This is a genomic window from Paludibacterium purpuratum (assembly GCF_004363805.1).
In the GTDB taxonomy this organism is placed as follows: domain Bacteria; phylum Pseudomonadota; class Gammaproteobacteria; order Burkholderiales; family Chromobacteriaceae; genus Paludibacterium; species Paludibacterium purpuratum.
In genome coordinates this window covers 117,540-143,335 of the sequence record NZ_SNZP01000005.1, presented here as the reverse complement: position 1 = coordinate 143,335, position 25,796 = coordinate 117,540, and the positions used below count along the sequence as shown (strand labels likewise).

The 25,796-nt window shown below is 57.3% G+C and carries 36 protein-coding genes; 34 read left to right on the top strand and 2 right to left on the bottom strand.

The window, feature by feature from the left end; translation table 11 throughout:
- Positions 1 to 8 precede the first annotated feature (8 nt).
- From fusA to DFP86_RS07445, 32 genes are all read left to right on the top strand, one after another.
- On the top strand, positions 9 to 2,108 hold the full coding sequence (fusA, locus tag DFP86_RS07600) for an elongation factor G (RefSeq protein WP_133679784.1): 2,100 nt from the start codon (positions 9 to 11) through the stop codon (positions 2,106 to 2,108).
- A gap of 65 nt (positions 2,109 to 2,173) precedes the next feature.
- Positions 2,174 to 3,364 (top strand): elongation factor Tu, encoded by a 1,191-nt coding sequence (tuf, locus tag DFP86_RS07595; RefSeq protein ID WP_133679782.1) that lies wholly within the window; start codon positions 2,174 to 2,176, stop codon positions 3,362 to 3,364.
- Between the two features lie 14 nt (positions 3,365 to 3,378).
- A complete protein-coding gene (gene rpsJ / locus DFP86_RS07590; RefSeq protein ID WP_133679779.1) occupies positions 3,379 to 3,690 on the top strand; it encodes a 30S ribosomal protein S10 in 312 nt (103 codons plus the stop codon).
- Positions 3,691 to 3,833: 143 nt separating this feature from the next.
- Positions 3,834 to 4,478: a 50S ribosomal protein L3 gene (gene rplC, locus DFP86_RS07585; RefSeq protein ID WP_133679777.1), complete on the top strand. Its 645-nt coding sequence runs from the start codon at positions 3,834 to 3,836 to the stop codon at positions 4,476 to 4,478.
- Positions 4,478 to 5,098: a 50S ribosomal protein L4 gene (gene rplD, locus DFP86_RS07580; RefSeq protein WP_133680020.1), complete on the top strand. Its 621-nt coding sequence runs from the start codon at positions 4,478 to 4,480 to the stop codon at positions 5,096 to 5,098. Before rplC ends, rplD begins: the two co-directional genes overlap by 1 nt.
- A complete protein-coding gene (gene rplW / locus DFP86_RS07575) occupies positions 5,089 to 5,397 on the top strand; it encodes a 50S ribosomal protein L23 (protein ID WP_166642189.1) in 309 nt (102 codons plus the stop codon). Before rplD ends, rplW begins: the two co-directional genes overlap by 10 nt.
- An 11-nt stretch (positions 5,398 to 5,408) precedes the next feature.
- A complete protein-coding gene (gene rplB / locus DFP86_RS07570) occupies positions 5,409 to 6,242 on the top strand; it encodes a 50S ribosomal protein L2 (protein ID WP_133679773.1) in 834 nt (277 codons plus the stop codon).
- A gap of 7 nt (positions 6,243 to 6,249) precedes the next feature.
- Entirely contained in the window at positions 6,250 to 6,528 is a 279-nt protein-coding gene (gene rpsS / locus DFP86_RS07565; protein WP_133679771.1) for a 30S ribosomal protein S19, read from the top strand.
- Positions 6,529 to 6,537: 9 nt separating this feature from the next.
- On the top strand, positions 6,538 to 6,867 hold the full coding sequence (gene rplV, locus DFP86_RS07560; RefSeq protein WP_133679769.1) for a 50S ribosomal protein L22: 330 nt from the start codon (positions 6,538 to 6,540) through the stop codon (positions 6,865 to 6,867).
- Between the two features lie 10 nt (positions 6,868 to 6,877).
- Positions 6,878 to 7,582, top strand: a complete 705-nt coding sequence (rpsC, locus tag DFP86_RS07555) for a 30S ribosomal protein S3 (RefSeq protein WP_133679767.1) — start codon at positions 6,878 to 6,880, stop codon at positions 7,580 to 7,582.
- Positions 7,566 to 7,982, top strand: coding sequence for a 50S ribosomal protein L16 (rplP, locus tag DFP86_RS07550; protein ID WP_133679765.1), 417 nt, complete (start codon positions 7,566 to 7,568; stop codon positions 7,980 to 7,982). The genes rpsC and rplP overlap by 17 nt, the downstream gene beginning before the upstream one ends.
- A complete protein-coding gene (gene rpmC / locus DFP86_RS07545) occupies positions 7,982 to 8,170 on the top strand; it encodes a 50S ribosomal protein L29 (protein ID WP_133679763.1) in 189 nt (62 codons plus the stop codon). The genes rplP and rpmC overlap by 1 nt, the downstream gene beginning before the upstream one ends.
- Before the next feature lies 1 nt (position 8,171).
- Positions 8,172 to 8,435: a 30S ribosomal protein S17 gene (gene rpsQ, locus DFP86_RS07540; RefSeq protein WP_133679761.1), complete on the top strand. Its 264-nt coding sequence runs from the start codon at positions 8,172 to 8,174 to the stop codon at positions 8,433 to 8,435.
- Positions 8,436 to 8,649: 214 nt separating this feature from the next.
- Positions 8,650 to 9,018: a 50S ribosomal protein L14 gene (gene rplN / locus DFP86_RS07535; protein ID WP_133679759.1), complete on the top strand. Its 369-nt coding sequence runs from the start codon at positions 8,650 to 8,652 to the stop codon at positions 9,016 to 9,018.
- Between the two features lie 9 nt (positions 9,019 to 9,027).
- Positions 9,028 to 9,342 carry a 50S ribosomal protein L24 gene (rplX, locus tag DFP86_RS07530; RefSeq protein WP_133679757.1) on the top strand — a complete coding sequence of 105 codons (315 nt, stop codon included), beginning with the start codon at positions 9,028 to 9,030 and terminating at the stop codon, positions 9,340 to 9,342.
- A gap of 9 nt (positions 9,343 to 9,351) precedes the next feature.
- Positions 9,352 to 9,891 (top strand): 50S ribosomal protein L5, encoded by a 540-nt coding sequence (gene rplE, locus DFP86_RS07525; RefSeq protein ID WP_133679755.1) that lies wholly within the window; start codon positions 9,352 to 9,354, stop codon positions 9,889 to 9,891.
- Between the two features lie 4 nt (positions 9,892 to 9,895).
- The gene (rpsN, locus tag DFP86_RS07520) at positions 9,896 to 10,201 is read left to right on the top strand and encodes a 30S ribosomal protein S14 (protein ID WP_133679753.1); all 306 of its coding nucleotides are present in this window, start codon (positions 9,896 to 9,898) and stop codon (positions 10,199 to 10,201) included.
- A gap of 14 nt (positions 10,202 to 10,215) precedes the next feature.
- Positions 10,216 to 10,611, top strand: a complete 396-nt coding sequence (rpsH, locus tag DFP86_RS07515) for a 30S ribosomal protein S8 (protein WP_133679751.1) — start codon at positions 10,216 to 10,218, stop codon at positions 10,609 to 10,611.
- A gap of 12 nt (positions 10,612 to 10,623) precedes the next feature.
- The gene (gene rplF, locus DFP86_RS07510) at positions 10,624 to 11,157 is read left to right on the top strand and encodes a 50S ribosomal protein L6 (RefSeq protein ID WP_133679749.1); all 534 of its coding nucleotides are present in this window, start codon (positions 10,624 to 10,626) and stop codon (positions 11,155 to 11,157) included.
- A 13-nt stretch (positions 11,158 to 11,170) separates the two neighbouring features.
- Positions 11,171 to 11,524, top strand: a complete 354-nt coding sequence (rplR, locus tag DFP86_RS07505) for a 50S ribosomal protein L18 (RefSeq protein ID WP_133679747.1) — start codon at positions 11,171 to 11,173, stop codon at positions 11,522 to 11,524.
- A 13-nt stretch (positions 11,525 to 11,537) separates the two neighbouring features.
- A complete protein-coding gene (rpsE, locus tag DFP86_RS07500; protein ID WP_133679745.1) occupies positions 11,538 to 12,056 on the top strand; it encodes a 30S ribosomal protein S5 in 519 nt (172 codons plus the stop codon).
- Positions 12,049 to 12,234 carry a 50S ribosomal protein L30 gene (gene rpmD, locus DFP86_RS07495; RefSeq protein ID WP_133679743.1) on the top strand — a complete coding sequence of 62 codons (186 nt, stop codon included), beginning with the start codon at positions 12,049 to 12,051 and terminating at the stop codon, positions 12,232 to 12,234. The genes rpsE and rpmD overlap by 8 nt, the downstream gene beginning before the upstream one ends.
- A 2-nt stretch (positions 12,235 to 12,236) precedes the next feature.
- A complete protein-coding gene (rplO, locus tag DFP86_RS07490) occupies positions 12,237 to 12,671 on the top strand; it encodes a 50S ribosomal protein L15 (RefSeq protein WP_133679741.1) in 435 nt (144 codons plus the stop codon).
- Positions 12,672 to 12,682: 11 nt separating this feature from the next.
- Positions 12,683 to 14,002, top strand: a complete 1,320-nt coding sequence (gene secY, locus DFP86_RS07485) for a preprotein translocase subunit SecY (RefSeq protein ID WP_133679739.1) — start codon at positions 12,683 to 12,685, stop codon at positions 14,000 to 14,002.
- Between the two features lie 23 nt (positions 14,003 to 14,025).
- Positions 14,026 to 14,244 (top strand): translation initiation factor IF-1, encoded by a 219-nt coding sequence (gene infA / locus DFP86_RS07480; protein ID WP_133679737.1) that lies wholly within the window; start codon positions 14,026 to 14,028, stop codon positions 14,242 to 14,244.
- 33 nt (positions 14,245 to 14,277) lie between these two features.
- On the top strand, positions 14,278 to 14,391 hold the full coding sequence (gene rpmJ, locus DFP86_RS07475) for a 50S ribosomal protein L36 (protein WP_011137711.1): 114 nt from the start codon (positions 14,278 to 14,280) through the stop codon (positions 14,389 to 14,391).
- Positions 14,392 to 14,461: 70 nt separating this feature from the next.
- Positions 14,462 to 14,824, top strand: coding sequence for a 30S ribosomal protein S13 (gene rpsM / locus DFP86_RS07470; protein ID WP_133679735.1), 363 nt, complete (start codon positions 14,462 to 14,464; stop codon positions 14,822 to 14,824).
- Positions 14,825 to 14,841: 17 nt separating this feature from the next.
- Positions 14,842 to 15,237 carry a 30S ribosomal protein S11 gene (gene rpsK / locus DFP86_RS07465; protein WP_008955659.1) on the top strand — a complete coding sequence of 132 codons (396 nt, stop codon included), beginning with the start codon at positions 14,842 to 14,844 and terminating at the stop codon, positions 15,235 to 15,237.
- Positions 15,238 to 15,254: 17 nt separating this feature from the next.
- Positions 15,255 to 15,875: a 30S ribosomal protein S4 gene (gene rpsD / locus DFP86_RS07460; RefSeq protein WP_133679733.1), complete on the top strand. Its 621-nt coding sequence runs from the start codon at positions 15,255 to 15,257 to the stop codon at positions 15,873 to 15,875.
- Positions 15,876 to 15,898: 23 nt separating this feature from the next.
- The gene (locus DFP86_RS07455; protein WP_133679731.1) at positions 15,899 to 16,882 is read left to right on the top strand and encodes a DNA-directed RNA polymerase subunit alpha; all 984 of its coding nucleotides are present in this window, start codon (positions 15,899 to 15,901) and stop codon (positions 16,880 to 16,882) included.
- Between the two features lie 66 nt (positions 16,883 to 16,948).
- Positions 16,949 to 17,341, top strand: coding sequence for a 50S ribosomal protein L17 (gene rplQ / locus DFP86_RS07450; RefSeq protein ID WP_133679729.1), 393 nt, complete (start codon positions 16,949 to 16,951; stop codon positions 17,339 to 17,341).
- A gap of 172 nt (positions 17,342 to 17,513) precedes the next feature.
- The gene (locus DFP86_RS07445) at positions 17,514 to 19,850 is read left to right on the top strand and encodes a hypothetical protein (protein WP_133679727.1); all 2,337 of its coding nucleotides are present in this window, start codon (positions 17,514 to 17,516) and stop codon (positions 19,848 to 19,850) included.
- A gap of 47 nt (positions 19,851 to 19,897) precedes the next feature.
- Here the strand turns inward: DFP86_RS07445 and DFP86_RS07440 are convergent, their stop codons facing one another.
- The gene (locus DFP86_RS07440; RefSeq protein ID WP_133679726.1) at positions 19,898 to 20,695 is read right to left on the bottom strand and encodes an MOSC domain-containing protein; all 798 of its coding nucleotides are present in this window, start codon (positions 20,693 to 20,695) and stop codon (positions 19,898 to 19,900) included.
- Between the two features lie 29 nt (positions 20,696 to 20,724).
- The gene (locus tag DFP86_RS07435; protein ID WP_133679723.1) at positions 20,725 to 22,116 is read right to left on the bottom strand and encodes an aminotransferase-like domain-containing protein; all 1,392 of its coding nucleotides are present in this window, start codon (positions 22,114 to 22,116) and stop codon (positions 20,725 to 20,727) included.
- A gap of 263 nt (positions 22,117 to 22,379) precedes the next feature.
- Here DFP86_RS07435 and DFP86_RS07430 point away from each other — a divergent pair, with 263 nt between their 5' ends.
- Together DFP86_RS07430 and DFP86_RS07425 are read left to right on the top strand one after the other, a co-directional pair.
- Positions 22,380 to 24,257, top strand: a complete 1,878-nt coding sequence (locus tag DFP86_RS07430) for a methyl-accepting chemotaxis protein (RefSeq protein WP_133679721.1) — start codon at positions 22,380 to 22,382, stop codon at positions 24,255 to 24,257.
- Positions 24,258 to 24,573: 316 nt separating this feature from the next.
- The gene (locus DFP86_RS07425; protein WP_133679719.1) at positions 24,574 to 25,683 is read left to right on the top strand and encodes a hypothetical protein; all 1,110 of its coding nucleotides are present in this window, start codon (positions 24,574 to 24,576) and stop codon (positions 25,681 to 25,683) included.
- The last annotated feature ends 113 nt before the right edge of the window (positions 25,684 to 25,796 follow it).

The following is a 25,796-nucleotide window of genomic DNA, read 5'->3' as shown; positions in this document are numbered from 1 at the left end:
CATAAGCCGTGGCTAGGAAAACCCCCATTGAGCGCTACCGTAATATTGGTATCAGCGCTCACATCGATGCCGGTAAGACGACCACTACCGAACGCATCCTGTATTACACCGGTGTGAACCACAAGATTGGTGAAGTTCACGACGGCGCTGCCACCATGGACTGGATGGAGCAGGAGCAGGAACGCGGCATCACCATTACTTCCGCTGCAACGACCACCTTCTGGAAGGGTATGGGTCTGCAGTTCCCGGAACACCGCTTCAACATCATCGATACCCCGGGACACGTCGACTTCACCATCGAGGTGGAGCGCTCCATGCGTGTTCTGGACGGCGCGGTCATGGTTTACTGCGCGGTCGGTGGCGTTCAGCCGCAGTCCGAGACCGTATGGCGTCAAGCGAACAAGTACAAGGTTCCGCGTATCGCTTTCGTGAACAAGATGGACCGCCAAGGTGCCAACTTCTTCCGTGCGGTTGAACAGGTTAAGACCCGCCTGCGTGGCAATCCGGTGCCGATCGTCGTGCCTATCGGCGCTGAAGACGGCTTTACCGGCGTGGTTGACCTCTTGAAGATGAAGGCCATCATTTGGGACGAAGCCTCGCAAGGCATGAAGTTCGAATATGGCGAAATTCCGGCCGATCTGGTTTCCGTTGCTGCAGAGTGGCGCGAGAAGATGGTCGAAGCGGCTGCCGAAGTCGACGAAGATAGCATGAACAAGTACCTGGAAACCGGCGAACTGTCGGAAGAGGAGATTGTTCACGGTCTGCGTCAACGTACCCTGCGCTGCGAAATCCAGCCGATGCTGTGCGGTTCCGCGTTCAAGAACAAGGGTGTTCAGCGCATGCTGGACGCGGTTATCGAACTGCTGCCGAGCCCGGTCGATGTGCCGCCGGTTCCGGGCGAACTGGAAGACGGTTCTCCGGCCGAGCGTCATGCTTCGGACACCGAGCCGTTCTCCGCCTTGGCCTTCAAGTTGATGAACGACCCGTACGTCGGTCAGCTGACCTTCTTCCGCGTCTATTCGGGCGTGGTGAAGACCGGCGATACCGTGCTGAACTCGGTCAAGGGCAAGAAAGAACGTATCGGCCGTATCGTGCAGATGCACGCCAACGACCGTAAGGAAATCGAAGAAGTCTTCGCCGGCGACATCGCCGCAGCGATTGGCCTGAAGGAAGTCACCACCGGTGAAACCTTGTGCGCCATCGATGCGCCGCTGATCCTGGAACGCATGGTGTTCCCGGATCCGGTGATTCACGTTGCCGTTGAGCCGAAGACCAAGGCCGACCAGGAAAAGATGGGCGTTGCCCTGAACCGCCTGGCTAAGGAAGACCCGTCGTTCCGCGTGCGTACCGACGAAGAATCCGGCCAGACCATCATTTCCGGCATGGGCGAACTGCACCTGGAAATTCTGGTTGACCGCATGCGGCGCGAATTCGGCGTTGAAGCCAACGTCGGCGCACCGCAAGTGGCTTACCGTGAAACCATCACCCAGACTGTTACCGACGTCGAAGGCAAGCACGTCAAGCAATCGGGTGGTAAGGGTCAGTACGGCCACGCCGTGATCACGCTGGAGCCGTCGGGCGAAGGCAATGGTTACCAGTTCTTCGACGAAATCAAGGGTGGTGTTATTCCGCGTGAATTCATCCCGTCCGTCGACAAGGGTATTAAGAACACCCTGAACAACGGTATCCTGGCCGGCTTCCCGGTGGTTGACGTCACCGTACGTCTGACCTTCGGTTCCTACCACGATGTCGACTCGTCGCAGATCGCCTTCGAATTGGCCGGCTCGCTGGCCTTCAAGGAAGCTATGCGTCGTGCCAAGCCGGTGATCCTCGAGCCGATGATGGCTGTCGAAGTGGAAACCCCTGAAGAGTACATGGGCGACGTGATGGGCGACTTGAACCGTCGTCGCGGTATCGTTCAGGGCATGGACGACGATGGTATCGGCGGCAAGAAGATCAAGGCCGAAGTACCGCTGGCTGAGATGTTCGGCTACTCGACCGATTTGCGCTCCGCAACCCAGGGTCGTGCGACCTACTCCATGGAGTTCAAGCACTACTCCGAGGCGCCGAAGCACGTTGCTGACGCGGTGATGAGCGCTAAGAAGTAATGCGCGCTGTGGCGGGGCTTTGGCCCCGTCCTGATCTACTGTTCTTTATTTAAGGATTTTGCAAAATGGCAAAAGAAAAGTTCGAGCGGACCAAACCGCACGTAAACGTCGGCACCATCGGTCACGTTGACCATGGCAAGACCACCCTGACCGCTGCGATCACCACCATTCTGTCGAAGAAGTTCGGCGGTGAAGCTAAGGGCTACGATCAAATCGACAGCGCGCCGGAAGAAAAGGCACGTGGTATTACCATCAACACCGCTCACGTAGAATACGAGACCGAAACCCGCCACTACGCACACGTAGATTGCCCGGGCCACGCCGACTACGTGAAGAACATGATTACCGGTGCTGCCCAGATGGACGGCGCGATCCTGGTTTGCTCGGCCGCTGACGGTCCGATGCCGCAAACCCGCGAACACATCCTGCTGGCTCGCCAGGTGGGTGTACCGTACATCATCGTTTACCTGAACAAGTGCGACATGGTAGACGACGAAGAGCTGCTGGAACTGGTTGAAATGGAAGTGCGCGATCTGCTGTCTTCCTACGACTTCCCGGGCGACGATCTGCCGATCGTCAAGGGCTCGGCTCTGAAGGCGCTGGAAGGCGACCAGTCCGAAATCGGCGAACCGTCGATCTTCCGTCTGGCCGAAGCGCTGGACAGCTACATCCCGACGCCGGAACGTGCCATCGACAAGCCGTTCCTGCTGCCGATCGAAGACGTGTTCTCGATCTCGGGTCGCGGTACCGTTGTGACCGGTCGTGTAGAGCGCGGCGTGGTCAAGGTCGGTGAAGAAATCGAAATCGTCGGTATCAAGCCGACTGCCAAGACCACCTGCACCGGCGTGGAAATGTTCCGCAAGCTGCTGGATCAAGGTCAAGCAGGCGACAACGTCGGCGTGCTGCTGCGCGGCACCAAGCGTGAAGAAGTGGAACGTGGTCAAGTCCTGGCTAAGCCGGGCAGCATCACCCCGCACACCGACTTCACCGCCGAAGTTTACGTGCTGTCGAAGGAAGAAGGTGGTCGTCACACCCCGTTCTTCGCTAACTACCGCCCGCAGTTCTACTTCCGTACTACGGACGTGACCGGTGCCGTAACGCTGGCTGAAGGCGTGGAAATGGTTATGCCTGGCGACAACGTCAGCATCACCGTCGCGCTGATCGCTCCGATCGCCATGGAAGAAGGTCTGCGCTTCGCGATTCGCGAAGGCGGCCGTACCGTCGGCGCCGGTGTTGTCGCCAAGATCATCAAGTAAACCAGGAAGCTATCATGCAGAGCCAAAAGATCCGTATCCGCCTGAAAGCTTTCGATTACAACCTGATCGACCGTTCGGCTGAAGAAATCGTTGAAACCGCTAAGCGTACCGGTGCTGTCGTCAAGGGCCCGGTTCCGCTGCCGACCAAGATCGAGCGCTTCAACGTGCTGCGTTCCCCGCACGTCAACAAGACGTCGCGCGACCAGCTGGAAATCCGTACGCACCTGCGCCTGATGGACATCATCGACCCGACCGACAAGACTGTCGACGCGTTGATGAAGCTCGATCTGCCGGCCGGTGTGGATGTGGAAATCAAGCTGCAGTAATTGAAAATCATGGCCGCAAGCACGCTAAGTGCTTGCGGTGCTTGATTTTTTGGTGATATAGTAGCGGACTCGTCATTTTGGCGAGTCCGCTATTGTTTTTGTAAGCCGGTCAATCGTAATCGGCCCTGCAAAAGGAAATAAACATGAGTTTAGGTCTTGTCGGTCGCAAAGTCGGCATGACCCGCATTTTTGCCGAAGATGGTGCTTCCATCCCGGTAACTGTGCTGGACATGTCCGCTAATCGCGTCACGCAAATCAAAACCCCCGAAGTGGACGGCTACAACGCCGTTCAAGTCACTTTCGGCGAACGTCGCGCTAACCGCGTGAACAAGGCAGCCGCTGGTCACTTTGCTAAGGCAGGCGTAGAAGCCGGTCGTGGTATTGGTGAATTCGCGCTGACCGCTGAACAGCTGGCTGGCTATAAGGCTGGGGATTCCATTACCGTCGAGATCTTCGCCGAAGGTCAACTGGTTGACGTAACCGGTACATCGAAGGGTAAGGGCTTCTCTGGTGCCATCAAGCGCCACAACTTCTCCTCGAACCGTGCTTCCCATGGTAACTCGCGCTCGCACAACTCGCCGGGTTCCATCGGTCAGGCTCAAGACCCGGGCCGCGTATTGCCGGGTAAGCGCATGGCTGGTCAATACGGCAACACCAAGAGCACCATGCAGTGCCTGGAGATCGTTCGTATTGACGTAGAGCGTCAGCTGCTGCTGGTCAAGGGCGCAGTGCCCGGCGCCAAGAACGGCGACGTGGTCGTACGTCCTAGCGTGAAGGCGGGTGCATGATGGAATTGAAAGTAATCAATACCCAAGGTCAGGCTCAAGACAGCCTGCAAGCTTCCGAGTCCCTGTTCGGTCGTGAATACAACGAAGCACTGGTTCACCAGGTCGTTACTGCGTTCCTGGCTAATGCTCGTAGCGCAAACCGCGCGCAGCTGACCCGTGCCGAAGTTAAGCATTCCACCAAGAAACCGTGGCGCCAGAAGGGTACCGGTCGTGCTCGTTCCGGTATGTCCTCCTCCCCGCTGTGGCGTGGTGGTGGTCGTGCTTTCCCGAACAAGCCGGATGAAAACTTCAGCCAGAAGGTTAACCGCAAGATGTTCCGCGCCGGTATGGCCGCGATTTTGTCGCAGCTGGTGCGCGATGAGCGTCTGATCGTGGTTGATAGCCTGACTGTCGAATCGCCGAAGACGAAGGAATTCGTTGGCAAGGTGAAGTCCATGGGCCTGGAACACGCCCTGTTCATCACCAAGGAACTCGACGAAAACCTCTATCTCTCGTCCCGTAACCTGCCGAACGTGCTGGTGATCGAGGCTCAACAAGCTGACCCGTACAGCCTGCTGCGCTTCAAGAAGATCGTGGTCACCCGTGACGCCGTGAAGCAACTTGAGGAGCAATGGGCATGAATCAAGAACGTCTGATGCAAGTCATTCTTGCTCCGGTTGTTTCTGAAAAGAGCACCATGGTGTCCGAGAAAAACCAGCAAGTGGTATTCCGCGTTGCTGGCGACGCGACCAAGCCTGAAATCAAGGCTGCCGTTGAACTGCTGTTCAATGTCAAGGTCGAGGGTGTGTCCACCGTGAATGTCAAGGGCAAAGTCAAGCGCTTTGGCCGCATGAGCGGTCGTCGCAAGGACTGGAAAAAGGCTTACGTTAGCCTCGTGCAAGGTCAGGAACTTGATCTGACCGGCGCAGCCGCTGAGTAAGGAGATAGAGCATGCCTATCCAAAAAGTAAAACCGACTTCGGCAGGCCGCCGCGCAGTCGTCAAGGTGGTTCATCCTGACCTGCACAAGGGCGCTCCGTTGGCGAAGCTTGTCGAGAAGAAGAACTCGACTGGCGGTCGTAACAACAACGGCCACATCACCACCCGTCATAAGGGCGGTGGTCATAAGCAACACTACCGTATTGTCGACTTCCGTCGCAATAAGGACGGTATCCCGGCCAAGGTGGAACGTATCGAATACGATCCGAACCGCACCGCGCATATCGCCCTGTTGTGCTATGTCGATGGCGAACGCCGCTACATCATCGCGCCGCGTGGCGTGAAGGTGGGTGCCGAGCTGCTGTCGGGCGCGGAAGCCCCGATCAAGGCCGGTAACGCGCTGCCGATCCGCAATATCCCTGTGGGTACCACGATCCACTGCGTAGAGCTTCAGCCTGGCCGTGGCGCGCAAATGGCGCGTTCTGCCGGTTCCTCCGCAATGCTGCTCGCTCGCGAAGGCGTTTACGCCCAGCTGCGTCTGCGTTCCGGCGAAATCCGCAAGGTGCACGTTGATTGCCGCGCAACTGTTGGTGAAGTGGGTAACGAAGAGCACAACCTGCGTAAGATCGGTAAGGCTGGTGCGAACCGCTGGCGCGGTATCCGCCCGACCGTTCGAGGCGTTGTGATGAACCCGGTTGATCACCCGCATGGTGGTGGTGAAGGTAAGACCGGCGAAGGCCGTGTGCCGGTTAGCCCGTGGGGCACGCCGACCAAGGGCTATCGTACCCGTCGCAACAAGCGTACCGACAATATGATCGTACGCCGTCGCTATTCCACTAAAGGGTAATTGACATATGGCACGTTCGCAAAAAAAGGGCCCGTTTGTTGATCTTCACCTTCTGAAGAAGGTGGATGCGGCGCGCGCGACCAGTGACAAGCGTCCGATTAAGACTTGGTCGCGTCGTTCGACCATCCTGCCGGATTTCATTGGTCTGACTATCGCCGTACACAACGGTCGTACCCACGTCCCGGTCTATGTTTCTGAAAACATGGTCGGCCACAAACTGGGCGAATTCTCGCTGACTCGTACCTTCAAAGGCCACGCGGCCGATAAGAAGGCGAAGAAGAAGTAAGGTGAAGCGATGAGAGTATCTGCATATCTGAAAAGCGTTCGCCTGTCGGCGCAGAAGGGCCGCCTGGTGGCTGACCTCGTCCGCGGCAAGTCCGTGGAAGAAGCCCTGAACATTCTGACCTTCTGCCCCAAGAAGGGTGCCGTTCTGGTCAAGAAGCTGCTTGAGTCGGCAATCGCCAACGCTGAGCACAACGAAGGTGCTGATATCGACACCCTGAAGGTGGAGACCATCTACGTTGACAAGGGCCCGAGCCTGAAACGATTCACGGCACGTGCTAAAGGTCGTGGCAACAAGATCGAAAAGCAGACTTGCCACATCATGTTGACCGTGGGCAATTAAGGGGTAAGAAATGGGTCAGAAGATTCATCCGACGGGATTCCGTCTTGCCGTTACCAAAAACTGGTCTTCGAAGTGGTTTGCCAGCAGCGCCAATTTCCCTGGCATGCTCAAGCAAGATATCGAAGTCCGTGAGTTCCTGAAGAAGCGCCTTGCGCACGCTTCGGTTGGTCGCGTGACCATCGAACGTCCGGCGAAGTCCGCTCGCATCACCATTCACAGCGCCCGTCCGGGTGTCGTGATCGGCAAGAAGGGCGAGGACATCGAGGTTCTGAAGGCTGAGCTGCAAAAGCGTCTGGGCGTACCGGTCCATGTGAACATCGAAGAAGTTCGCAAGCCGGAACTGGATGCTCAAATCATTGCCGACGGTATCGCCTCGCAGCTGGAAAAGCGCGTGATGTTCCGTCGCGCCATGAAGCGTTCCATGCAAAATGCAATGCGCATGGGCGCCCTGGGCATCAAGATCATGAGCTCGGGCCGTCTGAACGGTATCGATATCGCTCGTAGCGAATGGTACCGCGAAGGCCGCGTTCCGCTGCACACCCTGCGTGCTGATGTTGATTACGCTACCTCTGAAGCCAAAACGACTTACGGCATCATTGGTATCAAGGTGTGGATCTACAAGGGTGAGCTGAAGCCGGGCCAAGTACAGGCCGCCGCTCCCGCTGCTCCCGAAAAGAAAGTGAGAAAGGGCGCTCGCAATGCTGCAGCCAACTAGACTCAAGTACCGTAAACAGCAAAAGGGTCGTAACACCGGTATTGCCACCCGTGGCAACAAGGTGAGCTTCGGCGACTTCGGTCTGAAGGCGCTGGGTCGCGGACGTCTGACTGCCCGTCAGATCGAAGCTGCTCGTCGCGCTATGACCCGCCACATCAAGCGTGGTGGCCGCATCTGGATCCGTATTTTCCCGGACAAGCCGATTACCTCCAAGCCCGCTGAAGTACGTATGGGTAATGGTAAGGGTAGCCCGGAATACTATGTTGCGGAAATTCAGCCTGGCAAGATGCTGTATGAAATGGATGGTGTTTCCGAGGAACTCGCTCGCGAAGCTTTCCGTCTGGCCGCAGCCAAGTTGCCGATCCCGACTGTGTTTGTAATTAGACAGGTAGGTCAGTAATGAAAGCGTCCGAACTGAGAGCGAAAAGCGTGGACGAGCTGAAGGCCGAACTGCTGAGCCTTCTGAAGGCCCAGTTTGCGCTGCGCATGCAGCACGCCACCCAACAGCTCGCCAAGAACAGTGAACTGAAGAAAGTGCGTCGCGACGTTGCACGTGTTCGCACCATTCTGAAAGAGAAGGCTGCTTAACATGAGCGAAACCAAAGTGGTACGTACGCTGACCGGCAAGGTGGTCAGCGACAAGATGGACAAGACCGTAACCGTTCTGGTCGAGCGCAAAGTTAAGCACCCGATCTACGGCAAAATTGTTCGTCGTTCCAACAAGTTCCATGCACACGACGAAAACAACGAGTACAAGGCAGGTGATGTTGTAATCATCAGCGAATCCCGCCCGCTCTCGAAGACCAAGTCGTGGGTGGTAACTGCACTGGTCGAGAAGTCTCGTCAAGTGTAAAAAGCTTGCAGAGGGGTTCGCCCCTCTGTATAATGGCCGTTTTCCTGCCACCGTTTTGGCAGGACTCTGCCCTTACGGGGTCCAAAACTGGCCGTTTGATACGCCGCAGAGTTATCTGCGGCGTTTCGTCTGTGGTCGTAAATGGGGTATATCCCCGCTTGCGTAACCATAGGTGAAAGTGACGGGATAAGTTGGATAGAAAGGTAATCATACAATGATCCAAATGCAGACCATTCTTGAGGTCGCAGACAACACCGGTGCGCGTTCCGTTATGTGCATTAAGGTGCTGGGCGGCTCCAAGCGTCGCTATGCAGCTGTTGGCGACATCATCAAGGTGAGCATCAAGGATGCCGCTCCGCGCGGACGCGTCAAGAAAGGCGACGTATACAACGCTGTTGTAGTACGTACTGCCAAGGGTGTGCGTCGCCAGGATGGCTCGTTGATCAAATTCGACGGCAATGCGGCTGTGTTGCTCAACACCAAGCTTGAGCCGATCGGCACTCGCATCTTCGGGCCGGTAACGCGTGAACTGCGTACCGAACGCTTTATGAAGATCGTTTCGCTGGCTCCTGAAGTGCTGTAAGGAGAACACATGCGCAAAATTCGCAAGGGTGATGAAGTCGTAGTAATCACCGGCAAAGACAAAGGCAAGCGTGGTACCGTGTTGCGCGTCCTGGACGAAAAGCTCGTCGTTGAAGGCGTGAACGTTGCCAAGAAGCATCAAAAGCCGAACCCGATCCGTGGGATCGCCGGCGGTGTCGTCGAAAAGACCATGCCGATCGCCGTGTCCAACGTGGCTATTTTCAATCCGGCTAGCCAAAAGGCTGACCGCGTGGGCTTCAAGGTTCTTGAAGACGGCCGCAAGGTGCGCGTGTTCAAGTCTTCCGGCGAAGTCATCGGGGCGTAAGGAGTCAACATGGCACGTCTCTACGATTTCTACAAAGACACTGTTGTGCCGGACTTGATGAAACAGTTCGGTTACAAGTCGGTGATGGAAGTTCCGCGCATCGAAAAGATCACCCTGAACATGGGTGTCGGCGAAGCTGTGGCTGATAAAAAGGTCATGGAACATGCCGTGGGCGATATGGAAAAGCTGTCCGGTCAAAAGCCGGTCGTGACTACCGCCCGCAAATCGATCGCAGGCTTCAAGATCCGTGATCACTATCCGATCGGCTGCAAGGTGACCCTGCGCCGCGAACGGATGTACGAATTCTTCGACCGCCTGGTTACCATCGCGCTGCCGCGCGTACGCGACTTCCGTGGTGTTTCCGCCAAGTCTTTCGACGGCCGCGGCAACTTCAACATGGGCGTGCGCGAGCAAATCATCTTCCCGGAAATCGAGTACGACAAGATTGATGCTTTGCGCGGTATGAACATCACCATTACCACTACGGCGAAGACTGACGAAGAGGCCCGCGCACTGCTGGCAGCTTTCAAATTCCCGTTCAAGGGTTAAGCACATGGCGACACAAGCACTGATCAACCGTGAAGAGAAGCGCGCTAAGCTGGCTGCCAAGTTTGCCGCCAAGCGCGAAGCGCTCCTCGCGATCATCAACAACCAGAACCTCTCGGAAGAAGAGCGTTTTGCGGCCCGTCTGAAGCTTCAGCAACTGCCGCGTAACGCAAGCCCGGTTCGCCAGCGTCGTCGCTGCGCAATCACCGGTCGTCCGCGTGGTGTGTTCCGTAAATTTGGTCTCGCTCGTAACAAACTGCGCGAAATCGCCCTCAAAGGCGAAATCCCGGGTGTTACGAAGGCCAGCTGGTAATAGGAGACATATAAATGAGCATGCATGATCCTATTTCCGATATGTTGACCCGCATCCGCAACGCTCAGCGCGCCGCCAAGGTTGCTGTAGCGATGCCGTCTTCCAAGCTGAAGATTGCACTTGCGCAGGTGTTGAAAGAAGAGGGCTACATCGAGGATTTCGCCGTCGCAGGCGAAGCCAAGAAGCCGGTTCTCGATATCCAGCTCAAGTACTATGCTGGCCGTCCGGTGATCGAGCGCATCGAGCGCGTATCCCGTCCTGGCCTGCGTGTGTACAAGGGCACCACTGAAATTCCGAAGGTCATGAATGGCCTGGGCGTAGCGATCCTGTCCACCTCCCGAGGTGTGATGACCGACCGTAAGGCACGTGCTGCCGGTATCGGTGGTGAGCTGCTCTGCATCGTGGCGTAAGGGGAGGGTGTAATGTCTCGCGTAGCTAAGAATCCTGTAGCGATCCCGGCCGGCGTTGAAGTTAAGTTCAACGCAACCGAGGTGAGCGTTAAGGGCTCCCTTGGCACCCTCAGCACCGCGCTGTGCGATGAGGTGGATGTCAAGCTGGACAACGGCCAGCTGACGTTCGCAGCCAAGAATGACAGCAAGTTCGCTCGTGCCATGTCGGGTACGTTGCGTGCGCTTCTCAACAACATGGTCCAAGGTGTGAGCAAGGGCTTCGAAAAGAAGCTGACCCTGGTAGGCGTGGGCTATCGTGCCCAGGCTCAGGGCGAAGTGCTCAACCTTTCTCTGGGTTTCTCCCACCCGGTGGCGCACAAGATGCCCGCTGGCGTGAAGGTTGAAACGCCGAGCCAGACCGAGATCATCATCAAGGGCGCCGACAAGCAGCAAGTCGGCCAAGTAGCCGCCGAAGTCCGCGCGTACCGCGCGCCGGAACCGTACAAGGGCAAGGGCGTTCGCTACGCTGATGAGGTCGTGGTTCTGAAAGAGACCAAGAAGAAGTAACTGAGGCCCTGATATGGACAAGAAACAAGCTCGACTCCGCCGTGCACGCAAAACCCGTGCTCGGATTGCGGAGCTCAAGATGGTGCGTCTCGCAGTATTCCGCACCAACTGCCACATTTACGCTCAGATCATTGACGAGACCGGTAGCAAGGTACTTGCAAGCGCTTCCACGCTGGAAGCCGAAGTGCGCGCCGACATCGCCAATGGTGGCAACGTGAACGCAGCGGCCCTGATCGGCAAGCGTATTGCTGAAAAAGCCAAGGCCGCCGGCATCCAAACCGTGTCGTTCGATCGCTCGGGGTTCAAGTACCACGGCCGCATCAAGGCACTGGCTGACGCCGCCCGCGAACACGGTCTGGTATTCTAATTCGGAGTGAAGAATGGCTAAGCACGAAATGGAAGATCGTGGCGACGGTCTGGTCGAAAAAATGATCAGCGTCAACCGCGTCACCAAAGTGGTGAAGGGCGGTCGCATTATGGCTTTCTCCGCTCTCACCGTGGTAGGTGATGGCGACGGCAGTATCGGCATGGGCAAAGGTCGCTCGAAGGAAGTGCCGGTTGCCGTACAGAAGGCAATGGAACAAGCTCGCCGCAATCTGGTAAAGATTCCGTTGAAGAATGGCACTTTGCATCACGCCGTTCACGGTCAGCACGGTGCTACCACCGTTCTGATGCAGCCCGCTAAGGAAGGTACCGGTGTCAAGGCCGGTGGTCCGATGCGCGCAATCTTTGAAGCCATGGGCGTTCGCAACGTATCCGCCAAGATTCAGGGTTCGACCAACCCGTACAACGTGGTTCGCGCCACGCTGGACGGCTTGAACAAGATCTGCGTTCCGTCGCAGATTGCGGCCAAGCGCGGTCTGACCGTCGAAGAAATTCTGGGGGTGGATCATGAGTAACACCAAGACTGTCAAGGTGACTCTGGTGAAGAGCCTCATCGGCCGTCTGGAGTCCCACAAGGCTTGCGCTCGCGGTCTGGGTCTGAAGAAGATTCGTCAGACTGTCGAAGTGATCGATACGCCTGAGAACCGTGGCATGATCAACAAGATCAGCTACCTGCTGAAATGCGAGGGCTAAGCATGGAACTGAATACCATTCAACCTGGTGTCGGCGCCAAGCATGCCAAGCGTCGCGTTGGCCGTGGTATCGGCAGCGGCCTGGGCAAGACTGGTGGCCGTGGCCACAAGGGTCAAAAGAGCCGTGCGGGCGGTTTCCACAAGGTGGGCTTCGAAGGCGGTCAAATGCCGCTGCAACGTCGCCTGCCGAAGCGTGGCTTCAAGTCCCTGACGGCTGGCAAAGTGGCTGAAGTTCGTTTGTCCGAACTGAATCTGCTGCCGGTTGACGAAATCGATCTGCTCGCCCTCAAGCAAGCTGGCGTGGTTAATGCCGTGGCAATCACTGCCAAGGTCATCCTGTCCGGTAAGATTGAGCGTGCTGTCAAGCTGCGTGGTCTGGCCGCTACGGCCGGTGCTCGCGCCGCAATTGAGGCAGCTGGCGGCAGTATTGTTGAATAAGGCACACGTACGTGGCGAATACTTCGATAGTGGCAAAAGCCAATAAGTTTGGTGATCTGAAGAGCCGGATCTGGTTCCTGATCGGGGCGTTGATCGTTTTCCGTATCGGCGCGCACATTCCGGTTCCCGGGATCAATCCTGCCGAGCTAGCGAAGTTGTTCCGCACGTCGCAGACAGGGCTCCTCGACATGTTCAACATGTTCTCGGGGGGCGCCCTGTCCCGATTTACGGTTTTTGCCTTGGGCATCATGCCGTATATTTCGGCCTCCATCATTCTGCAACTTGCGGCTGAGGTTATCCCCAGTCTCAAGGAGCTGAAGAAGGAGGGTGACGCGGGACGTCGCAAGGTAACCCAGTACACACGTTACGCGACTGTAGTGTTGGCCTCGTTCCAGAGCTTCAGCATTGCGGTTATGCTTTATAAGCAGCCCAATCTGGTGGTAACTGCCCAATGGGAGTTTTACCTGACCACCGTGGTCACCCTGGTGACCGGCACCATGTTCCTTATGTGGCTTGGTGAGCAGATTACCGAGCGGGGTATCGGCAACGGTATCTCCTTGATCATCTGCGCCGGTATTGCCTCCGGTGTTCCCGCGGCGATCGGTAAGACCTTGACTCTGACCAGTCAGGGTTCGCTACCGCTTCTGTTTGCCGTCGTGCTGTTTGTCGGTGTTCTCCTTGTTACCTATGTCGTCGTCTTCGTCGAACGCGGTCAACGCAAGGTGCTGGTGAACTACGCCAAACGACAAGTCGGTAATCGAGTCATGCAGGGCCAGAGCACGCATTTGCCGCTCAAGCTCAACATGGCAGGGGTGATTCCGCCGATTTTCGCTTCTAGCATCATCCTGTTTCCGGCCACCGCACTCGGTTGGTTTGGTAATACGGATGGTCTGGGCTGGATGAAGAGTGTTGCCGATAAGCTGCATCCTGGGCAACCGATCTACGTCCTGCTGTACTCAGCGGCCATTATCTTCTTCTGCTATTTCTATACGGCATTGATGTTCAATCCGAAGGATACGGCAGATAACCTGAAGAAAAGTGGCGCGTTCATCCCGGGCTATCGTCCAGGTGAGCAGACCTCTCGTTATATCGAGAAGATCACGCTGCGTCTGACGCTTATCGGTGCGATCTATATCACGTTGGTTTGCTTGCTTCCTGAATTCCTGGTTTTGAAGTGGAACGCTCCGTTCTACTTCGGTGGTACCTCGCTGCTGATTATCGTAGTGGTTACCATGGATTTCATGGCGCAGGTTCAATCCTACGTATTGTCTCACCAGTATGAGAGTTTGCTGAAGAAGGCTAACTTCAAAGGCAATGCTCTTACCCGCTGATAAACGAGTTGACACTGGGTTCTATGGCTAAGGAAGACACCATCCAGATGCAAGGCGAGGTCCTTGAAAATTTGCCTAACGCAATGTTCAGGGTCCAGCTAGAGAATGGACACATAGTGCTCGGACATATTTCCGGGAAGATGCGGATGCACTACATCCGCATTCTTCCGGGAGATAAGGTCACGGTGGAATTGACCCCCTATGACCTGTCCAAAGCGCGCATCGTGTTCCGTGCGAAATGACGCACTCGCTCTTTTAGATTGAAAGGAACTGAAATGCGAGTACAGCCTTCGGTAAAGAAAATTTGCCGTAACTGCAAAATTATCCGTCGCAATCGCGTAGTTCGAGTGATCTGCACGGACCCCCGTCACAAGCAAAAGCAGGGCTAATATTTGTTAGTCCTGGGATTGCGTGTTACAATCGCAACCTTTTCAAGGTCTTAAGGCTTAAGGAAAGAGAATGGCCCGTATTGCAGGGGTAAATATCCCCAATCATGCACATGCCGTTATCGGCCTGCAGGCAATTTACGGCATCGGTCAAACCCGCGCTCAGCTGATTTGTAAGTCTGCTGGCGTGGCTGCCTCGACGAAAGTCAAGGATCTGACCGAGGCCGAAATGGAAGCTCTGCGTGTTGAAGTTTCGAAGTTCGTCACCGAAGGTGACCTTCGTCGCGAAGTCACGATGAGCATCAAGCGACTGATGGACATGGGCTGCTATCGCGGCATGCGCCACCGTCGCGGTTTGCCGTGCCGTGGCCAACGCACTCGTACCAACGCTCGTACTCGCAAGGGTCCGCGCAAGGCGATTGCCGGCAAGAAGTAACTTAAGGAACACAGATAATGGCTAAAGCAAACACAGCTGTCCGTGTACGTAAAAAAGTGCGCAAGAGCGTGAGCGAAGGCATCGTGCATGTGCACGCTTCGTTCAACAACACCATCATCACTATCACCGACCGTCAAGGCAATGCACTGTCTTGGGCTACCTCTGGCGGCGCTGGTTTTAAGGGCTCGCGCAAGAGTACACCCTTTGCTGCTCAGGTAGCAGCGGAGCACGCTGGTAAAGTTGCCCAAGAATATGGTGTGAAGAACCTCGAAGTACGGATCAAGGGCCCGGGACCGGGTCGCGAGTCCGCTGTTCGTGCTCTCAACGCGCTTGGTTTCAAGATTACCAGCATCTCCGACGTGACGCCGGTGCCGCATAACGGCTGCCGTCCGCCTAAGAAACGTCGTATTTAATTCGGAGAGTGTGAGACATGGCACGTTATATCGGCCCGAAATGTAAACTCGCGCGCCGCGAAGGCACCGACCTCTTTTTGAAGAGCGCGCGTCGTGCACTGGATTCCAAGTGCAAACTGGATAGCGTACCCGGCCAACATGGCGCCCGCAAAGGCCGCCTGTCGGAATACGGCGTACAGCTGCGTGAAAAACAAAAGATTCGCCGTATTTATGGCGTCCTTGAACGTCAGTTCCGCAATTACTTTGCGGAAGCTGTTCGTCGCAAGGGTTCCACCGGCGAAAACCTGCTGAAACTGCTCGAGTCCCGCCTCGACAACGTTGTATATCGCATGGGCTTTGGCTCCACTCGCGCCGAATCGCGCCAGTTGGTAAGCCACAAGGCCATCGTGGTAAACGGCCAGGTTGTGAATATTCCGTCTTTCCAGGTCAAGTCTGGCGACGTGGTTGCCGTGCGTGAAAAAGCCAAGAAGCAAGCTCGCGTCGCCGAAGCCTTGTCCCTGGCTGAACAAAGCGGCTTCCCCTCCTGGGTAACTGTTGATTCGAAGAAGATGGAAGGCGTTTACAAGAGCGCTCCGGAACGTTCCGAACTGTCTAGCGATATCAACGAACAGCTCGTTGTGGAATTTTACTCCAAGTAATCGCTAGCTCTTAGGGAATGACTATGCAAAACAGCGCTTCGGAATTTCTGAAACCTCGAATCATCGACGTCCAACCGATTTCGGCTACGCATGCTCGTGTGTCGATGGAGCCGTTCGAGCGTGGCTATGCCCATACTTTGGGCAATTCGCTGCGTCGCATTCTGCTGTCGTCGATGCCGGGTTACGCTCCGACCGAAGTGACCATCGCTGGCGTTCTGCATGAGTATTCCGCACTTGACGGCGTACGCGAGGATGTTGTCGACATCCTGCTGAACCTCAAGGGCGTCGTACTTAAGCTGCATGGTCGCGACAGCGTCGTACTGACCCTTCGTAAAGAAGGTGAAGGCGCTGTTTTGGCTGGCGATATCGAATTGCCGCACGACGTCGAAGTGATCAATCCGGACCACGTGATTTGTCACCTCGCCGCAGGCGGCAAGATCGAGCTCGAAGTGAAGGTCGAAAAGGGTCGTGGCTACCAGCCCGTCTCCGCTCGTTCCAATCATGATGACAACCGTTCCATCGGTACGATCCAGATGGACGCTTCCTTCTCGCCGGTTCGCCGCGTGAGCTATTCCGTGGAAAGCGCCCGTGTGGAACAGCGTACCGACCTCGACCGTCTGGTTCTCGATATCGAGACCAATGGCGTTGTCGAGCCGGAACAGGCAGTGCGTAGCGCTGCTCGCATCCTGATTGATCAGCTGTCGATCTTTGCCGATCTCCAGGGCACTGCGGTTGAAGAAGTCGTTGAAAAGGCGCCGCCGATCGATCCGATCCTGCTGCGTCCGGTAGACGATCTTGAACTCACGGTTCGTTCTGCAAATTGCCTGAAGGCCGAGAACATCTACTACATCGGCGACCTGATCCAGCGGACTGAGACTGAACTGCTCAAGACGCCGAATCTGGGCCGTAAATCTCTGAACGAGATTAAGGAAGTTCTTGCCTCCAAGGGCCTGACTCTGGGCATGAAGCTGGAGAACTGGCCGCCAGCTGGGCTGGAAAAGCCGTAAGGCTTTTGCCAAAAGCCTTATGGCTTTGCGGAACACCGCAAGGTTTGAGACTAAAGGACATTAACAATGCGTCATCGTTACAGTAATCGTAAACTGAACCGCACGACCAGCCATCGTCTGGCGATGCTGCGCAACATGGCTAACTCGCTGCTGCGTCACGAAGCAATCGTGACCACGCTGCCGAAGGCCAAGGAACTGCGCCGTGTGGCAGAGCCGCTGATCACCCTGGGCAAAGCTCCCTCGCTGGCTAACCGCCGCCTGGCCTTTGACCGTACCCGTGATCGCGAAATCGTCGTCAAGTTGTTCGACGTGCTCGGCCCGCGCTTCGCTGCCCGCAATGGCGGTTATCTGCGTATTCTGAAGTGTGGCTTCCGCAAGGGCGACAACGCGCCGCTGGCTCTGGTTGAGCTGGTGGATCGTGCTGAAGGCCTGGTTGCCGCTGACGAATCTGCTGAGTAAACACTCGGCGGTATTCGGAAAAAGCCAGCTCGCAAGAGCTGGCTTTTTTTATTGTGCATTCGACCGGCGCTGTGCGTCGTACAGCGCCGTGCACATACTAAGAGTCGACTTATGGGGGCTTCATCGATTTAGCAATAGCCTGTTCCTGTGCATTGACTAATGGAATGTGGCTATGTCAAACCGTAACACGGTAATCGCGCATCGCTATGCCTATGCGGCGCAGAACGAATTTCCCCTCCTGACGACCTCCCCGAGCCAAGATCCTCCAACATCGTTGCTCGACAAAGACTTGCAACTGATGACACAGGCGTGGCGTGCTTTATGTGAATCCTTGCTGACACACTGGGAAAAAGAGCAGGCGAGCGACACCCTGTCTGGCAGTGCTGCTCGTCGTTCTCCGCCCGAAGCATTCGTGCAGCTGCGCATCTTGTTGCAGAATCCTGCCAGCAGCTTGCTCGTGGGGCTTGGCCCGAAAGCCACAAAGCGCGAAGTGCTGGAACTGGAGGCTAGCCGCGAATTGATCGGTTGGCTGAAAGCATTGAAATCCCAATGGTTGTCTCAATTTGCCAGTCCATTGATCGATGCCCTGATCGTGCACGCGAGCGCAGGCCATAACCAGCAGGTATTCAACGAAAACGCGCGTTGCATGCTGCAGGCGCTACGCTGGATGAAACAACCCGGCAGTGGGGTCTCGGATAGCGTCAGCGGGCAATTGGGGCTGCGCTTGGGCGTAGGTGTGACGCTTGGCATCTCGGCGGCGGGCGATCTGACGCGTAGTAAGGCGCTCGGCAAAGGTGGCGTATTCACGGAAGAGTACATGCGGGCCGCCAAGCTTGGTGCCGATGTAAAGGGCACTGTTATCCCCGCGCTGGTCGATGCCGGTTTCGAACTGAGCGGGCGATATCGCACTGGGGAACGGCGCACATACCGTGATATGGAGGAATATGTCGCAAGTCAGAGTCCGCTACATCTCAATCGCGAGCTGAAACGCCTGTTGGTCGACAGCGGGCATGGGACGGATCCGCTCAAGCGGCACGTCAATTTGCTCAACCAGGCGCATAGCGGCCGCGAACGGCTCAATCTCATGTTGACCGTTATCGGTTGGCCTGGGCAGACAACGGAATTTCCGCTACTCCAAGAGGGTAGCCTGAGTCGCATCTCGGGTTATACCGGCGAGTTGAAATTTTCCGGCGGTGCATCGGTGTTACCGAACAAAAATCGGCTCGGCGTCGCCATGAGTGCCAACGTCGATGTCGCCACGACGGAGAAAGCCGAACCCCTGTCGTTTCTGCAGGTACTCGATCCTTCAACCATGTTGACCCGCGATGAACAATTGCAACTGGATCTGAAACTAGCGCAGTACAACTTGCCCGAAACCACTCGCTGGCCTGAGGTGCTCGATGCCTTGTCGACCCGCGTTGGCATGGTCGTGCAACTGATGGAGCTCACTAACGGTTTCTTTGACGAGAGCGTGCAGGCCCAGGCGCTGGCGACAACCCAGCGTTTCATGCGCGACGAGGGTGTCGCTTCGATCGAACAATTATTCGGCAAGTGGAGTGCAACGCTGTATCTCTCTTTAAAGACCATGCGGCAGCGCAATCCGGATTGGGTGGCAGCCGACGCCGATTTGGACAAGCTGGTGCGCCAGATGGATCAGCAGTTAGGCTCGCCGCGCTTCCCCCACGATGCCGGGCGGCTGCAGGAGGATAGAGGGCTGGTCAAAACAACCTCGACGAGAGAAGAGAAGTACGCCGCTTCGCTACAACTAGACCTCCCGGGCTGGCGCGGAAAGGCGCAAGCAAGCTGGCGAGACAATAAGAGCGACGACCCAACCCAAGACGGCGAAATACTTGAGATTTCCCTGGCGATGCAGTTGGGAACAAATATAGGCAAGTTGAAAGACGTGCTGAACCAAGCGCTGAAAAAAGCGTTTCCTCAGCTGATCATCAAGCTCGCTTCGCTTGAGTTGCCCTTGCAAGGCGGTGGAAATGTGACGCTGAATTATTTCAAGCCGCGCAATGGAGAGGATACCTCGTTTCGCTTGCAAGAAACCGGGGCTTCACTCAACGCGCTTTCCACGTTCGGCAGCGCCGTTGCGCTACCGCTGGCCACGGGTATCGCGCTGAGTGCCGGTGCGTCGAGAACCACTACAGTGACAAAAGCCGGGCCAAAGCAGTTTAGCGGGTGCGATATCTATTGGTTCTTGAACCAGTATTTCAATAGTGTGGCGGCCGGCACGCTGAGCTGGTCGGCGCTTTGCAATGCGCAGCAACCGGGGCTGACCCGCCTGCTGACCGAGCTGAGGAACCGGCAGAGCCTGGCGTTCGTCGACTTGGCATACTTCGTGACTCGCTATAATTTGCACCAGCGGGAAAAAGCGACACTACGCGATTGGGAAAGTATCCGTTCGTTAAATACCCTCGAAGCGCTGATGAAGGCGATGGTTCCTTATTGGCGGCATGATAAAGACGAGAAGGCGCAACTGGAACGACAAAGCACCAAGCTGTAGCGCCCGCCGCCGACTCGGTGCCGAGTCCGGCGGCGTCAGGTGTCGCATCAGAATGCGTAGCGGCTTTCCAGCACTTCCAGCTGGTCTCCCACGCGCACCACGCCTTCGTTCAACGCGCGTAGATTGATGCCAAAGCAGATTCCCTCCGGCAATTGCCGTGTGCGGATCAGCGTCTTGAGCGGCTCGGTGCCGGCGTCCTTTTCACCGGTCGCCGGGTCGACCGTGGTCAGTACGCAGCGCGAGCAGGGCTTGGTGACTTCGAACGAAACCTCGCCAATACGGATTGTCTGCCAATCATCCTCCTCGTAAGGCGCGGCGCCGCTGATCACCAGGTTCGGGCGGAAATGCCGACTCGTGACAGACTTGGCCAGCTCTTGATTCAGTGCTTCCAGCGACGACTGGTTGACCAGCAAGTAGGGATAACCATCGGCGAACGACAAGGCGTCGTCGCGATCTTTCTGGCATCGCGTCGGTTTTTGGCCAAGCCAGAGTAGCCGGCAAGGCTCTCCCATGACCTGACTGACCCAGCGATCCACCTGCTGATCGCCGTGATAGGCGACGAAGCCATCGCCCCAGACCTGGCATTCGACGGGCGTGTCATACACCGTCGCCATCGCCAATATCGGATCCATGGCCGGTGCTTTGAGCAGTGCCGCACCGGGGATCAGCTCAATCTCGATGCGCACCATCTGCGGGTGCGTGCGCCCAGTCAAAAAATTGCCATCCGCACCGACCACTAGCCACTCGCGATCGTGCAAGAGCCCAGAAATGCCGGCATACGCCTGCGAATACTCGATACCTCGACCCGACTTCAGCGGGTGTACATAAATCTCATCCAATTGCATGACCGATCCTCACGCGCCAACGGCGCGCATTAGAGATTGAATGTCCGCAGGAAGTCCCAAAGCGACGTGTCCTGACAGAATGCCACATTGAAGCGTAGCCAGGGCGAGACCTCGCTGCCTGGCCGAAACAGGTTGCCGGGCGCCAGCAGGAAGCCGGCTGCACGGGCGCTACGCGTTAATGCCAAGCTATCGTGCGGCACGGTCGGTCGTGCCAGCAGAAACAGGCCATTGCTTGGTCGCGTAAATACCTGCCAACCGATTGCCGCGAATTGGTCGGCACAACGGAACTGCGCTTGGGACAGACGATTGCGCAGGCGTTCGAGATACCTGCGCTGCCGCGATTCTTGCAACATGGCCAGGATGATTCGCTCATTCAGTTCGGGCGATGTCATGCCCGTCATCATCTTGAACCGGGTCATCTGCTCGTGCAGCGGGCCGCGCGCGGCCAGATATCCAACGCGTAGCGCCGGCGATAGCGACTTGGAAAAGCTGCCGATATAGATCACCCGAGCCAGACCATCCATGGCCGCCAAGGTCGGTTGCGGCCAGTCGGCCAGCTCTGCCGAGACATTGTCCTCGACAACGTAAAAATCGTGTTGCTCCGCCAGGGTCAGTACCTGATGCGCGGTCTGGGTCGTGTAACTGGCCCCCGTTGGATTTTGCAGCCAGGGGTTGGTAATGAACGCCTTGGGGCGATGTCGTTTGAGCAGCTCGGCCATTGCCGCGGTATCCGGCCCTTCCGACGTCCATGGCACGCCCACCACCTGGATGCCGTGAAACGCCAGGTTGGAAAGGATGTTGCAGTATCCGGGGTCGTCGACGAAGACGGTCTCGCCGGGGCGTGCCAAGCAGGCCGATGCGATGTGTAATGCGCTACTGGCACCCTGGGTCAACAGAATTTCCTGTTCGTTGAGCAAGATGCCCTTGTCGCTCAGCGTGTGTGCCAACCAGGTGCGCAAGCCGCGGAAGCCGCGTGGGTCGCCATATTCGGCGCTTGGCGCCGCGAGCCGGGCCACGGCGCGCAATGCTCGTTGCTGCGCCTCTCTGTCGTACCAGTCTGGCGGCAGCCAGCCACAGCCTGCCGGCAGACCTTGATCGGGTTGGTTGTATACGTTGCGCAACAGCCAGTGTTCATCCACCGGCAACTCGGTCATGAGGGGCGCGCCCGGTATTTGCCGCGGCGTTCGGCTTCGCACGAAGAAACCGGAGCCGCGACGAGATTCGATCATGCCGCGCGCCACCAGCCGGTCGTAGGCTTCGGCCACGGTGAACGGGCTGACCCCCAACAGGGTCGCCTGTTTGCGAATCGACGGTAGGCGCATGCCTGGCGCGCTGGCACCGTGTTCGATCGCGGAGGCCACCGACAACTCGATCTGTTCAACGCGAGTCAGGGGCGTTTTCCATTGCGGGTTCATTGCCATACTGTATCGCCATCAATGCTAAATGACTAATTTAAATCCTCGTCTATCGAAAGCCGGCTCTGTATGTTACAAATGTTGCATATTGGTCGCTATATGACTATTCATGGCCGGCAATTCTGTGTCTATAGTGGGAAGGCCAATGGTCAGCGATAAATGGTTTGCTCGGTAACAGGTTGGATGGGGGACTTAGGCAGTGTGGCAGCTATTTCGGCGGCTCGTCGGATAGTTGGAATAAATATAAAAGTTTCAGGGGAGCACCAATCATGCGGTCATTGAAAGTCAAACTTATCGTATTTGTCGCCGTGCTGATGACGATTCTCAGCGCAGTGATTGCCGGACTGGTCTATAGCCAGATGCGCAGTAGCATCGTCAGCGGGGTGGAGAATGAATTGGCGGGCACCGCCAATGGCTATGCCACATTCGTTAAAAGTTGGTATGACGATAAATTGCAAACCGTGGTGGCTGCCAATCCATTGGCCAACAGCCCCGATCCGGTTCCGGCGCTAGGTCGCATGAACGAGGCCGCGGGCTTCGCTACCACTTACGTCGGCTTTGCCGATCACCACATCGTCTACTCGGACGGCCACGCACAAAAGGCAGGCTACGACCCGGTCAAGCGCCCCTGGTATCAGCAGGCGGTCGCCATGGGCAAGCCCGGTGTTTCAGCGCCTTATGTCGACTTTGATACCGGTAAGCTCTGCCTGACGTTCGTCTCGCCGGTGATGGAAGGCGGCAACCTCAAGGCCGTGGTTGGCGGCGACGTGTTCATCGATGCGCTGGTCAAGGCCGTGTTGTCGATTAAGCTGCGCGGCGACGGTTATGCCTTCCTGGTCGACAAGACCGGCAACGTGATTGCCCACCACAATCAGCAATTGACGCTCAAGCCCCTGGCAACCGTGGCCCCCGAGCTGACCGCCGACAAACTGAATGCCGCCGCCGCGAGCGGCGACGTACTGCAAACCCAGCTGGAAGGCAACGACAACTACGTGAAGGTGGTGCCGATTGCCGGTACCGACTGGCTGCTGGGTATGGCGATGGGCTCCTCTGTGGTGACCGAGCCGATGACCAAGTTGCTGCTGACCATTGTCGGCATTGCCGTCATCGCGCTGATCGTCCTGGTGCCGATCGCAAGCTTCGTGTTGGCCGGCATGCTGGGCGGTTTGAAGCGCCTGAGCCAGGCCATGCGCGAAATTTCGCAAGGCGAGGGTGATTTGACCCGCCGCATCGATGTCTCCGGTCACGATGAAATCGCCGAGACCGCCCATGCGTTCAATACTTTCGTCGGCCACTTGCAAGACATGTTCCGCGCAGTCAAGGAGGAAGCGGATCGCGTGATCGAGGGCGTGGAGGAAGCCGGTACCACCGTGCGTCGCGTCGCCGACGATTCGCGTGAAATTTCGGATGTATCGAGTTCGAACGCCGCCACGCTGGAACAGATTACCGTCAGCATCTCGCATATTGCCGATGCCGCTCAGGAAGCGGACAAGCTGGTCAACCAGACCGGCTCGGTGTCGAGCGACAGCGCCGCCGACATGGAGAAGATTTCGCGCGAAATGGGTCGCACGGTCGATGCCGTCAAGGGCTTGTCCAGCATGCTGGAAACCCTCGACAATCGTTCGCAACAGATTACCGGCATCACCAACGTGATCAAGGACATTGCCGACCAGACCAACCTGCTGGCGCTCAACGCGGCGATCGAAGCGGCACGCGCCGGCGAGATGGGCCGTGGCTTCGCGGTCGTGGCAGACGAGGTGCGCAAGTTGGCCGAACGCACCGCCCAAGCGACGTTGGAGATCACCGGCATGGTCAACACCATCCGCGAAGAAACCAGCCAGGCGGTCACCAATATGCAGCGTACCGTCAGCTCGGTGGATGGCGGGGTCGAATTGACTCAGAACGCCGTGCAGCGCATCGAGGACATTCGTGCCGCCATGGAAAGCGTCGTGGCCAAGATGAATGAAATCTCCCTGTCCACCAGCGAGCAGCACAATGCGACCACGGTGATCGCGCAAAGTACCGAACGCATCAACGGTCGCATCATCGACAGCGACAATTCGCTGCAGGGCGTGCATCAGACCCTGTCGGTACTCAGCGACGCCGCGTCGAAAATGCGCGAAATGTTCGGCCGCTTCCGCGTCTAGCGCATCTCGATACACTGACGTTCTTACTCCGAACGCCGCCCGCCGTCAGGCTGGGCGGCGTTTTTCTTTCGGCATCCGCTGGGCGCAGAGGAGGCTCGGTGGTGCTGATGCATCTTACCCCTCGCTGTGGCCGATGTTGCTGGACATGCCGCCGTAGTGTCCATGTGGTGTGCGACGATCAAACGGCATAGTTCCATTAACTATTTGAATATAATGGAAAATGTGGATCGCCTTGGCGTGACCGCGTGCGTGCGTGCGCTTACAGTCGCAATGCACGTGCACGTAGGTTAATGGTTCATTTCCCCAAGGAGATATCATGTATAAGCCCTCAGCTTTATCCATTCCATTTGCCATTTCGCTGCTAACGCTCAGCCTGGGTTGCCATGCGCAGACCATGACGCGCATAACCTCGCTCGGCACGCTCGATGCGGCCTCTCCGCATACCATGGCGCAGGCGCAAGGGGTTTCGGCCGACGGCGGGATTGTCGTGGGGTACGGCACCCTGGCAGGAAACAATCGTCACGACCGCGCTCTCCCGCGTCTGGCCGCGTTTCGTTGGACACCCGCAGCCGGGATGACGAAGCTGGCCTTTTTGCCTGGCGGCGGAGAGCATGCGGCGGCGGAAGCGATCTCGGCCAACGGCAAGGTGATCGTCGGCGTCTGTGACGGCACCTTCGAAAACGGTCGCTACCTGTTGGCACGCGCCGTGCGTTGGGAGGCAGACGGCGCTGCGCATGCGTTGACGGTACCGCCTGATGCGGCGTTATCCACCGCGACGGGGGTGTCGAACGATGGCGCCACGATTGCGGGCTTTAGCGCCGATGCTCAAGGTGTACGCCGTGCATTGCGCTGGTCGAGTGACGGTGCAATGCGCGATCTGGGTTCGCTCGGCGGTCGTGCCGCTTACGCCGCTGGGGTGTCGCATGGCGGCAAGCATATCGTCGGCGTGGCGCAAAATGCGGCGCGGCAGGCGCGCGCTTTTCTCTGGAGCGAGCGTGACGGCATGAAGGATTTAGGGACGCTGCCAGGTCTATCCGGATCGGAGGCTTCCGCAGTTTCGGCCGATGGCAGCGTTGTTGTCGGTAGCAGTGCGAACGGCATGATTGGCGTGTTCTTGCCCGAGGAAGGGGCGATCAAGGGCTACATCTGGCGCCGAACTTCCGGCGCCATGCAAGAAATCGTCAATACGCTCGGTGGCGACGTGACCATGCCCACGGCGGTTTCCGACGACGGCAAGGTGGTGGTCGGGGTTGCCACGGACGGCCACGAACGGCGGCATGTTTTTCGCTGGACCCAGGAAAACGGCATGACGGCGGACACTTCTGCCGCGCAGCGTATGGTATTTGTCCGCGGTCTGTCGAAGGACGGGCGCTACGGTGCGGGCCGGCTGGCATCGGACGCCGCCTTCCGGGCGCAATGGTTCTGATCTGGCGCCGTGGCGCGGCGCGCTGTACTGGCCGCAACGGCAGTACGGTTAGGAGCGAAAAACGCCAACTGTATCTGTCATGGCCCATGCGCGGCGGGTAGATTTAAGCCATC

Bases quoted from the DNA above. Each gene is read 5' to 3' on its own strand.
- tuf (WP_133679782.1), top strand. From the start codon at position 2,174: ATGGCAAAAGAAAAGTTCGAGCGGACCAAACCGCACGTAAACGTCGGC.
- rpsJ (WP_133679779.1), top strand. From the start codon at position 3,379: ATGCAGAGCCAAAAGATCCGTATCCGCCTGAAAGCTTTCGATTACAAC.
- rplC (WP_133679777.1), top strand. From the start codon at position 3,834: ATGAGTTTAGGTCTTGTCGGTCGCAAAGTCGGCATGACCCGCATTTTT.
- rplD (WP_133680020.1), top strand. From the start codon at position 4,478: ATGGAATTGAAAGTAATCAATACCCAAGGTCAGGCTCAAGACAGCCTG.
- rplW (WP_166642189.1), top strand. From the start codon at position 5,089: ATGGGCATGAATCAAGAACGTCTGATGCAAGTCATTCTTGCTCCGGTT.
- rplB (WP_133679773.1), top strand. From the start codon at position 5,409: ATGCCTATCCAAAAAGTAAAACCGACTTCGGCAGGCCGCCGCGCAGTC.
- rpsS (WP_133679771.1), top strand. From the start codon at position 6,250: ATGGCACGTTCGCAAAAAAAGGGCCCGTTTGTTGATCTTCACCTTCTG.
- rplV (WP_133679769.1), top strand. From the start codon at position 6,538: ATGAGAGTATCTGCATATCTGAAAAGCGTTCGCCTGTCGGCGCAGAAG.
- rpsC (WP_133679767.1), top strand. From the start codon at position 6,878: ATGGGTCAGAAGATTCATCCGACGGGATTCCGTCTTGCCGTTACCAAA.
- rplP (WP_133679765.1), top strand. From the start codon at position 7,566: ATGCTGCAGCCAACTAGACTCAAGTACCGTAAACAGCAAAAGGGTCGT.
- rpmC (WP_133679763.1), top strand. From the start codon at position 7,982: ATGAAAGCGTCCGAACTGAGAGCGAAAAGCGTGGACGAGCTGAAGGCC.
- rpsQ (WP_133679761.1), top strand. From the start codon at position 8,172: ATGAGCGAAACCAAAGTGGTACGTACGCTGACCGGCAAGGTGGTCAGC.
- rplN (WP_133679759.1), top strand. From the start codon at position 8,650: ATGATCCAAATGCAGACCATTCTTGAGGTCGCAGACAACACCGGTGCG.
- rplX (WP_133679757.1), top strand. From the start codon at position 9,028: ATGCGCAAAATTCGCAAGGGTGATGAAGTCGTAGTAATCACCGGCAAA.
- rplE (WP_133679755.1), top strand. From the start codon at position 9,352: ATGGCACGTCTCTACGATTTCTACAAAGACACTGTTGTGCCGGACTTG.
- rpsN (WP_133679753.1), top strand. From the start codon at position 9,896: ATGGCGACACAAGCACTGATCAACCGTGAAGAGAAGCGCGCTAAGCTG.
- rpsH (WP_133679751.1), top strand. From the start codon at position 10,216: ATGAGCATGCATGATCCTATTTCCGATATGTTGACCCGCATCCGCAAC.
- rplF (WP_133679749.1), top strand. From the start codon at position 10,624: ATGTCTCGCGTAGCTAAGAATCCTGTAGCGATCCCGGCCGGCGTTGAA.
- rplR (WP_133679747.1), top strand. From the start codon at position 11,171: ATGGACAAGAAACAAGCTCGACTCCGCCGTGCACGCAAAACCCGTGCT.
- rpsE (WP_133679745.1), top strand. From the start codon at position 11,538: ATGGCTAAGCACGAAATGGAAGATCGTGGCGACGGTCTGGTCGAAAAA.
- rpmD (WP_133679743.1), top strand. From the start codon at position 12,049: ATGAGTAACACCAAGACTGTCAAGGTGACTCTGGTGAAGAGCCTCATC.
- rplO (WP_133679741.1), top strand. From the start codon at position 12,237: ATGGAACTGAATACCATTCAACCTGGTGTCGGCGCCAAGCATGCCAAG.
- infA (WP_133679737.1), top strand. From the start codon at position 14,026: ATGGCTAAGGAAGACACCATCCAGATGCAAGGCGAGGTCCTTGAAAAT.
- rpmJ (WP_011137711.1), top strand. From the start codon at position 14,278: ATGCGAGTACAGCCTTCGGTAAAGAAAATTTGCCGTAACTGCAAAATT.
- rpsM (WP_133679735.1), top strand. From the start codon at position 14,462: ATGGCCCGTATTGCAGGGGTAAATATCCCCAATCATGCACATGCCGTT.
- rpsK (WP_008955659.1), top strand. From the start codon at position 14,842: ATGGCTAAAGCAAACACAGCTGTCCGTGTACGTAAAAAAGTGCGCAAG.
- rpsD (WP_133679733.1), top strand. From the start codon at position 15,255: ATGGCACGTTATATCGGCCCGAAATGTAAACTCGCGCGCCGCGAAGGC.
- DFP86_RS07455 (WP_133679731.1), top strand. From the start codon at position 15,899: ATGCAAAACAGCGCTTCGGAATTTCTGAAACCTCGAATCATCGACGTC.
- rplQ (WP_133679729.1), top strand. From the start codon at position 16,949: ATGCGTCATCGTTACAGTAATCGTAAACTGAACCGCACGACCAGCCAT.
- DFP86_RS07445 (WP_133679727.1), top strand. From the start codon at position 17,514: ATGTCAAACCGTAACACGGTAATCGCGCATCGCTATGCCTATGCGGCG.
- DFP86_RS07440 (WP_133679726.1), bottom strand. From the start codon at position 20,695: ATGCAATTGGATGAGATTTATGTACACCCGCTGAAGTCGGGTCGAGGT.
- DFP86_RS07435 (WP_133679723.1), bottom strand. From the start codon at position 22,116: ATGGCAATGAACCCGCAATGGAAAACGCCCCTGACTCGCGTTGAACAG.
- DFP86_RS07430 (WP_133679721.1), top strand. From the start codon at position 22,380: ATGCGGTCATTGAAAGTCAAACTTATCGTATTTGTCGCCGTGCTGATG.
- DFP86_RS07425 (WP_133679719.1), top strand. From the start codon at position 24,574: ATGTATAAGCCCTCAGCTTTATCCATTCCATTTGCCATTTCGCTGCTA.